General features: G+C 74.0%; 8 protein-coding genes. 4 read left to right on the top strand and 4 right to left on the bottom strand.

Annotated elements, in window-relative coordinates; all coding sequences use genetic code 11:
* Positions 1 to 34 precede the first annotated feature (34 nt).
* Positions 35 to 373, bottom strand: a complete 339-nt coding sequence (locus ABQ292_RS17035; RefSeq protein ID WP_106280142.1) for a P-II family nitrogen regulator — start codon at positions 371 to 373, stop codon at positions 35 to 37.
* Positions 370 to 1740: an ammonium transporter gene (locus ABQ292_RS17040; protein WP_369208534.1), complete on the bottom strand. Its 1371-nt coding sequence runs from the start codon at positions 1738 to 1740 to the stop codon at positions 370 to 372. Before ABQ292_RS17040 ends, ABQ292_RS17035 begins: the two co-directional genes overlap by 4 nt.
* 348 nt (positions 1741 to 2088) lie before the next feature.
* Here ABQ292_RS17040 and nicT point away from each other — a divergent pair, with 348 nt between their 5' ends.
* Positions 2089 to 3222: a Nickel transporter NicT gene (gene nicT, locus ABQ292_RS17045; protein WP_369208536.1), complete on the top strand. Its 1134-nt coding sequence runs from the start codon at positions 2089 to 2091 to the stop codon at positions 3220 to 3222.
* Between the two features lie 12 nt (positions 3223 to 3234).
* Positions 3235 to 3603, top strand: coding sequence for a nuclear transport factor 2 family protein (locus tag ABQ292_RS17050; protein WP_369208538.1), 369 nt, complete (start codon positions 3235 to 3237; stop codon positions 3601 to 3603).
* Here ABQ292_RS17050 and ftsY read toward each other — a convergent pair.
* Complete coding sequence (ftsY, locus tag ABQ292_RS17055) at positions 3600 to 4829, bottom strand: signal recognition particle-docking protein FtsY (RefSeq protein WP_369208540.1); 1230 nt, start codon at positions 4827 to 4829, stop codon at positions 3600 to 3602. The genes ABQ292_RS17050 and ftsY overlap by 4 nt on opposite strands.
* 71 nt (positions 4830 to 4900) lie before the next feature.
* Here ftsY and ABQ292_RS17060 point away from each other — a divergent pair, with 71 nt between their 5' ends.
* Both ABQ292_RS17060 and ABQ292_RS17065 read left to right on the top strand, forming a co-directional pair.
* Complete coding sequence (locus ABQ292_RS17060; protein WP_369208542.1) at positions 4901 to 6652, top strand: alkaline phosphatase D family protein; 1752 nt, start codon at positions 4901 to 4903, stop codon at positions 6650 to 6652.
* 13 nt (positions 6653 to 6665) lie between these two features.
* On the top strand, positions 6666 to 7466 hold the full coding sequence (locus tag ABQ292_RS17065) for an endonuclease/exonuclease/phosphatase family protein (RefSeq protein ID WP_369208544.1): 801 nt from the start codon (positions 6666 to 6668) through the stop codon (positions 7464 to 7466).
* Positions 7467 to 7496: 30 nt separating this feature from the next.
* On the opposite strand, the gene ABQ292_RS17070 is transcribed toward ABQ292_RS17065, so the two are convergent.
* A partial coding sequence (locus tag ABQ292_RS17070) for an AAA family ATPase (RefSeq protein WP_369208547.1) occupies positions 7497 to 8493 on the bottom strand: 997 nt, incomplete at its 5' end.

Raw genomic sequence — 8493 nt, forward strand, 5'->3', positions numbered from 1 at the left:
CCCCGGCCGCCCGCAGCCGCTGCTCAGCGACCGCTCAGATCGCGTCCTCGCCGCGCTCGCCGGTGCGGACCCGCACGATCTCGTCGATCGTGGTGACCCACACCTTCCCGTCGCCGATCTGGCCGGTGGAGGCCGACTCGACGACGGCGTCCACCACGCGGGCGGCGTCGATCTCGCCGACGACGACCTCGATGCGGACCTTCGGGACGAAGTCCACCTGGTACTCCGCACCGCGGTAGACCTCGGTGTGGCCGCGCTGGCGGCCGAAGCCCTGGACCTCGCTGACCGTGAGCCCCGTGATGCCGATCAGCTCGAGGGCGTTCTTGACGTCGTCGAGCTTGAAGGGCTTGACGATCGCGGTGACGAGCTTCACACCCGGCTCCTTTCCGTGGGGAGGTTCGTACCCCGGGCCTCGGCGCGGGTCTGGCCGGCGGCCGTCAGGGCCGAGCCCCCGCCACCGCCGAGGGAAGCGAGGTCGTACCCGGTCTCGGCGTGGACCACGCCGTCGATGCCGGCGACCTCGTCCTCCTCGGTGATGCGGAAGCGCATGACCTTGGCGATGACGAAGCCGATGACCAGGGTGAGGACGAAGGAGTAGACCAGCACGGCGAGGGCGCCCAGCGCCTGCCGCCACAGCTGGTCGACGCCGCCGCCGTAGAAGAGGCCGTCCACACCGGCGGTCGTGGCGCTGGAGGCGAACAGGCCGACGGCGACGGTGCCCCAGACGCCACCGACGAGGTGGACGCCGACGACGTCGAGGGAGTCGTCGTAGCCGAGCCGGTACTTCAGCCCGACGGCCAGGGCGCACACCGCGCCGGCGACCAGGCCGATGACGACGGCGCCGAGCGGCGTCACCGAGGAGCAGGCCGGGGTGATGGCGACCAGGCCGGCGACGACGCCGGAGGCGGCGCCCAGCGAGGTGGCGTGCCCGTCGCGGAACTTCTCGGTGACCAGCCAGCCGAGCACGGCGGCCCCGGTGGCGGCGAGCGTGGTGACGAAGACCTCGGCGGCCTGGCCGTTGGCGGCCAGCGCAGAGCCGGCGTTGAAGCCGAACCAGCCGAACCACAGGATGCCCGCGCCGATCATGACCAGCGGCAGGTTGTGCGGCCGCATCGGGTCGCGGCCGAAGCCGCGCCGCTTGCCGAGCACCAGCGCGAGCGCCAGGCCCGCGGCACCGGCGTTGATGTGCACCGCGGTACCGCCGGCGAAGTCGATGGCCAGCAGGTCGTTGGCGATCCAGCCGCCGGTCTCGGACTCCGCGCCGTCGAACGCGAACACCCAGTGGGCGACCGGGAAGTAGACCAGCGTGGCCCAGATGCCGGCGAAGACCATCCACGGGCCGAAGCGGGCGCGGTCGGCGATGGCGCCGGAGATCAGCGCGACGGTGAGGATCGCGAAGACGCCCTGGAAGCCGACGAAGGCCAGCGACGGGATCGTGAAGACCAGGTTGTCCGGCGCGAAGGCGCCCTCGAGACCGGCGGTGCCGATGAGCGAGGACAGGCCGAAGAACTCGAACGGGTCGCCCAGCAGGCCGCCGCCGACGTCGTCGCCGAAGGCCATCGAGTAGCCGTAGAGCACCCAGAGCACGCTGATCAGCGCGAGCGCCCCGAAGCTCATCATCATCATGTTGAGGACGCTCTTCGCGCGGACCATGCCGCCGTAGAAGAGCGCCAGACCGGGGGTCATGAACAGCACCAGGGCGGCACTGATCAGGACCCAGGCGGTGTCGCCGGTGTCCACGGCAACCTCCTGACGGTGTGGTGTGGCGGGGCCACAGGACGGACCCGGGACCGAGAGGGGCCCGGGGGTGTGGCTCGGTGCGCCCGCCACCAGCCGTGGTGGGCCGGCGGTGGTGGGCGTTGCGGCGTTCACCGTGCCGGGCCGGTGTTTCGGGGGCCGACGTCCGCCTGTTTCCGGACGGTGAACTCCGCGCCGCGTGTCCCCGTGTCGTGTGTCGGCCGTGTTGCCACGCCGCCGCGCCGGCCGTGGCCACACCCCGCGCCCCCACCTGATGCGACAGGTGTGCAGTTGCAACTCGTGTGCAATAAGGTCGCTGCGGCTCGACCCGCCGGATCCCGAGGAGGCAGCGTGCCCGCTCCCACCGTGTCCGCCCCGTCCGGGGTGGCGGCCGTCCGCGCCCGGACGGAGGGCTTCAGCCGGGCCGAGTGGCGGTCCATCGGGGGGATGACCGCCTTCGTGCTCCTGCTGCACGTGGTCGGGTGGGGCGTCCTCGTGCTCGCGGTCGCGCCCGCGGAGTACCAGCTGGGCAGCACGGGCGTGCTCGGGGTCGGCGTCGGCCTGACCGCCTACATGCTCGGGGTGCGGCACGCCTTCGACGCCGACCACATCGCCTCGATCGACAACACGACCCGCAAGCTGGTCGACGAGGGCAAGCCGTCGGTGAGCGCCGGCTTCTGGTTCTCCCTCGGGCACTCCTCGGTCGTCTTCGTCGCGAGCCTGCTGCTGGTGGCCGGCGTCCGCTCGGTCGCCGGCGTCGTCCAGGACGAGGACTCCTCGGTCGGTCAGACGCTCGGCCTGGTCGGGACGCTGGTGGCCGGCACGTTCCTGCTGCTCATCGGCCTGATGAACCTGAGCTCGGCCGTGGGCATCGCCCGGGTCTTCCGCCGCATGCGCTCCGGGCGGTACGACGAGGCCGAGCTCGAGCACCACCTGCACAACCGCGGGTTCCTCGCCCGGCTGCTCGGCCGCGTGACCCGCCGGGTCAGCCGGGCCTGGCACCTCTACCCCGTCGGGCTGCTCATGGGCCTGGGCTTCGACACCGCGACCCAGGTGGCCCTGCTCGTGCTCGCCGCCGGCTCGGCGGCCTTCGTGCTGCCCTGGTACGCGATCCTGGTGCTGCCGGTCCTCTTCGCCGCCGGGATGAGCCTGTTCGACACCGCCGACGGCGTCCTCATGTCCCGGGCCTACGGCTGGGCGTTCCTCCGGCCGGTCCGCAAGGTGTTCTACAACCTGACCATCACGGTCCTGTCGGTGACGGTCGCCCTCGTCATCGGCACCCTGGTGCTCGTCGGACTGCTCGTCGAGCGGCTGCAGCTCGAGACGGCGCCCCTGGTGTGGCTGGCCTCGCTGGACCTCGAGTTCGTCGGCTTCGCCATCGTCGGGCTCTTCCTGCTCACGTGGGCGGTGGCCGTCGCGGTGTGGCGGTTCGGCCGCATCGAGCAGAAGTGGTCCGAGGGACTGGCCCGGCCCGAGATCTCCTAGGACCCTGCTGCGATGAGCAGCAGCACGCGCGGCGTCGCCGAGGCCTTCTCCGGGCACCGCTTCACCGACGCCTACCCCGCCCTCGCCGACGACGTCCGCTGGGACCTCGTCGGTCAGGACACCCTCGTCGGCCGGCAGGCCGTGGTGGACGCCTGCGAGGGGACCCTCGCCGAGCTGGGCGAGGGGGCGGCGGAGTTCGAGCGGTTCGTCGTGGCCGGTGACGGCGACGTCGTCGCGGTGGACACCGTCACCCGCTACGTGGGTGTCGACGGCCGGACCGGCCGCGTGTCCTCCTGCGACGTCTACGAGTTCCGGGACGGCCGGGTGGCCACGATCCGGTCCTACGCGGTCGAGCTCCCCCCGGAGTCCGCGCAGGCCTAGTCGGCTCCCCCGACCAGGCCCTCCGCGAAGGCCTCCGGCTCGAACGGCGCCAGGTCGTCGGCGCCCTCTCCCAGGCCGATGAGCTTGACCGGGATGCCGAGCTCGCGCTGCACGGAGACGACGATGCCGCCCTTGGCGGTGCCGTCGAGCTTGGTGAGGACGACGCCGGTGACGTCGACGGCCTGCGTGAACACGCGCGCCTGCACGATGCCGTTCTGGCCGGTGGTGGCGTCGAGGACCAGCAGCACCTCGGTGACCGGGCTCTGCTTCTCCACGACCCGCTTGATCTTGCCGAGCTCGTCCATCAGGCCGGACTTGGTGTGCAGCCGCCCGGCGGTGTCGACGACGACGGTGTCGACCTCGGCCTCGACGCCGGTGCGCACCGCCTCGAAGGCCACCGACGCGGGATCGGCGCCCTCGCGGCCGCGGACGGTGAGCACGCCCACCCGCTCGCCCCAGGTCTCTAGCTGGTCGGCGGCTGCGGCGCGGAACGTGTCGGCGGCCCCCAGGACGACGCTCCTGCCGTCGCCGACGAGCACGCGGGCGATCTTGCCGACCGTCGTCGTCTTCCCCGCGCCGTTCACCCCGACGACGAGGACGACGCCGGGGCGGCCCTCGCGCCGGTCGGTGCGCAGGGTGCGGTCGAGGTCGGGGCCGAGGACGGCGGTCAGCTCGCGCACGAGCAGCGCCCGCAGGTCCGCCGGGGAGGCGGTGGCCAGCACCATCGACTGGGTGCGCAGCCGCTCGACGATCTGCGTGGTGGCCGCGACGCCGACGTCGGCGGCCAGCAGGGTCTCCTCGACCTCCTCCCAGTCGTCCTCGGTCAGCCGCTCGCGGGCCAGGACGGTGAGCAGGCCGCGGCCCAGCGAGGACTGCGAGCGGGCCAGCCGGGAGCGCAGCCGGACCAGCCGGCCGGCCGAGGGCAGCGGGGTCTCGAAGACCAGGTCCGGCTCGGGGACCGCGGGCGGCAGCTCGACCGAGGGCGGCGCCTCGGGCGAGACCGCGTCCGGGTCGGCCGGCGCCAGGCCCAGACCCGACGCGGTGGCGCCGGCGGGCGGCGGCTGCTCGACCGGCGGCGCGGCGGGTGGCCGCGGGCGGGTGAGCGTCGTGCCCGCGGCCGCGTCGTCGTCGAGTCGGGTGGTGCGCCGGCCGCGGCCGACGAGCAGGCCCACCCCCGCCACCAGGGCCACCAGGACGATCGCGATGGCGATGAGCACGAACTCCATGCCCGCCAGTCTCCCAGCCCCCGCACAGCAGGGTCTGGGCGGAACCCAGGTCGGTGGGACAGTCTGGAGGCATGCCGCTGTCCACCGGGGACACCCCCGCCCTCATGCTCGGTCCGCTCCTGCGGCACGTCGACCCGGTCTCGGCGACCGTGTGGGTGGAGACCGACCGCCCGTGCGAGGTCGAGGTGCTCGGCCGGACCGTGCGCACCTTCCGCGTCGGCGGCCACTTCTACGCGCTGGTCCTGGTCGAGGACCTGGAGCCGGGCAGCACGACGCCGTACGAGGTGCGCCTCGACGGCGCCCGGGTGTGGCCGGAGGAGTCCTCGCCGTTCCCGCCCAGCCGGATCCGCACGCCCGGCCGGCCCGGGCCCTTCCGGCTGGCGTTCGGCTCCTGCCGCTACGCCGCGCTGACCACCGTCGACGTCACCGAGGGCATCCCGCCCGACGCCCTGGACGCCTACGCCGAGCGGGTCGCCAGCCAGCCCGAGGACGAGTGGCCCGACGCGCTGGTGCTGCTCGGCGACCAGGTCTACGCCGACGAGCTGACGACGGCGACCCGCTCGTGGCTCGGCCTGCGCCGCGGCGAGCAGGTGCCCGAGGACGGCCAGGTGCAGGGCATGGAGGAGTACACGCGCCTCTACGCGGAGTCCTGGAGCGACCCGCAGGTGCGGTGGCTGCTGTCGACCATCCCCTCGTCGATGGTCTTCGACGACCACGAGATGATCGACGACTGGAACACCTCGGCCGCCTGGCGCAGGAAGACCACGGCCACGGACTGGTGGGACGAGCGGATCGCCGGCGGACTGGTCAGCTACTGGGTCTACCAGCACCTGGGCAACCTCAGCCCGCAGGAGCTGGCGCAGAACACGACCTGGCAGGCGGTGCAGGCCCTGGCCGCCGACGCCGACGCGGAGCCGGTGCTGCGGGAGATGGCGCTGGCCGCCGACCGCGACCCGCACACCGTGCGCTGGAGCTACGTGCGCCACTGGGGCGAGGCACGGCTGCTCATGGTCGACAGCCGGGCGGGCCGGGTGCTCGACGAGCAGGCCCGCCGGATGGTCGACGACGAGGAGTTCGCCTGGATCGAGGCGGCGATGCGCCAGGCGGTCGAGGACGGCGTCGAGCACCTGCTGATCGGCACGTCGCTGCCCTGGCTGCTCCCCCACGCCATCGACTCGATCGAGCGGTGGAACGAGGCGCTGGCGGTGCGGCACGAGGGCCGGCCGCTGGGCCGGCTGGCCGAGGCGCTGCGGCAGGCCGCCGACCTGGAGCACTGGGCGGCGTTCGGGCACTCCTTCGACCGGCTCGCCACCGCGCTGCTGGCCGTGGCCCGCGGCGAGCACGGCCGGGCACCGTCGACGGCGGTGGTCCTCTCCGGCGACGTCCACCACGCCTACGCGGCCGAGGTCGTCGACCCCGGCGGCCTGGCGGCGCGGGTCCACCAGCTCACCGTCTCCCCGCTGCACAACCAGGCGCCGCACCCGATCCGGGTGGGTTTCCGCATCGGCTGGAGCCGCTGGGCCCGGCGGCTCACCGGGACGATCGCGCGGATGGCCCGCGTCCGCCCGACCTCCGTCGAGTGGGCCAAGGCGGCCGGGCCCTACTTCGGCAACCAGGTCGGCGAGCTGGTCCTGGATGGCCGGCAGGCGCGCTTCGTGCTGCACGTGAGCGACCACCGTCCCGACGGCGACGACGGCCTGCACCAGGTGCTGGACCTGCCGCTGGCCGGTACGGCCGCCGACACGGCCGGCGACACGACCGCCGGCACCATGGCCGGCAGGACGGCCGACCCGGTGCCCGCTGCGACGGCTCCTGCCGGGTGACAGGCTCGCGGGCGTGACCAAGCCAGCGCCCGGACCCGACCAGCCGCCCATCCCGGTCCGCCTGGTCACCTTCAACACCCACCACGGCGTGGGCGACGACCGCCGGCACGACCTCGCGCGGCTGGCGAAGGTGCTCGCGGCCGCCGACGCCGACGTGATCTGCCTGCAGGAGGTCGACAGCCACTTCGGCGACCGCAGCGAGGACGTCGACCAGGCGGTGCTGCTGTCGCGGGCGCTGGACATGCAGCTGGCGTGGGGCCCGGCCATCGACGAGCCGCGGCCGGGCGACGCGCCCCGCCGTCAGTACGGCAACGCGCTGCTCTCGCGGCTGCCGATCCTGGTCAGCGACGTGCACCGGCTGCCCGGTGGCGGCGAGCCGCGCAGCGCGCTGCGGACGCTGGTGGAGCTCGACGGCGGTGCGCTGTGGGTGACCACCACCCACCTGTCCACGCGGTCGGCGGCCGAGCGCGCCGAGCAGGCCGCCCTGCTGCGCGACCTGTTCACCGAGCCGATGGCGACCGGCGTCGTCGTCGGCGACCTCAACGCCGGGCCCGACGCCCCGGAGCTGGCGCCGCTGCGCCAGAGCTTCGCCGACGCCTGGGAGCTGGCAGCCGAGCGCGACGACCAGGCCCGCTGGCGGTTCTGGCAGCGCGAGGAGGGCCTGACCCACCCGGCGCGCGCGCCGCACGTGCGGATCGACCAGGTGTGGGTGACGCCCGGCATCGGGGTGGCCGGCGCGCGGGTGCTCGACGGCGGCGGCGCGTCGGACCACCTCCCCCTGGCGGTCGACCTGCTCGTCCCCTCCGGAGTGTGAGCCCGTCCACCTCCGCGGAGGTCCACGGGTTCAGACGGGGTCGGGTTCGCGCAGGCGCTGGCTGATGACGCCGGTGATGCCGTCGCCGCGCATGCTCACGCCGTAGAGCGCGTCGGCGATCTCCATCGTCCGCTTCTGGTGGGTGATGACGATGAGCTGCGACGTCGACCGCAGCTGCTCGACCAGGGTGAGCAGCCGGCCCAGGTTGACGTCGTCGAGGGCGGCCTCGACCTCGTCGAGGACGTAGAACGGCGACGGCCGGGCGCGGAAGATCGCCACGAGCAGGGCGACGGCGGTCAGCGAGCGCTCGCCGCCGGACAGCAGGGAGAGCCGCTTGACCTTCTTGCCGGGCGGGCGGGCCTCGATCTCCACGCCGGTGGTGAGCATGTCCTCGGGGTCGGTGAGCACCAGCCGGCCCTGACCGCCGGGGAACAGCGTGGCGAACACGCCCTCGAACTCGCGGGCGACGTCGGCGTACGCGGCGGCGAAGACGTCGTGGATGCGCCCGTCGACCTCCCGGACGACGGTGAGCAGGTCGCGTCGCGTGGCCTTGAGGTCCTCGAGCTGGGTGGCGAGGAACGTGTGCCGCTCCTCCAGCGCCGCGAACTCCTCCAGCGCCAGCGGGTTGACCTTGCCGAGGGTGGCCAGGTCGCGCTCGGCCTGAGCGGCGCGGCGCTCCTGGACGGCGCGGTCGTAGGGCACCGGCTCCGGCTCGGGCTCCCCCGCGGCCTGTGCGGCGGCCACCTGCGCCGGCGTCGGCGGCACCGGCGCGGCCGGCCCGTACTCGGCCACCAGCGTGGGCAGGTCCACCCCGAACTCCTCGGCGGCCCGCTCCTCCAGCGCCTCGATGCGCAACCGCTGCTCGGCGCGGGCCACCTCGTCGCGGTGCACCTCGTCGGTGAGCCGTTCGAGCTCCGCCGTCGCCGTGCGGACCCGCGTGCGGACCTCGAGCAGCTCGGCCTCGCGGGCGGTGCGCTGCCGGGCCAGCTCGTCCCGCTCGGCGGCGGCCCGGGCCAGCGAGGTGGCC

It is taken from the genome of Geodermatophilus maliterrae, assembly GCF_041018925.1.
GTDB classification, from domain to species: Bacteria; Actinomycetota; Actinomycetes; order Mycobacteriales; family Geodermatophilaceae; genus Geodermatophilus; species Geodermatophilus maliterrae.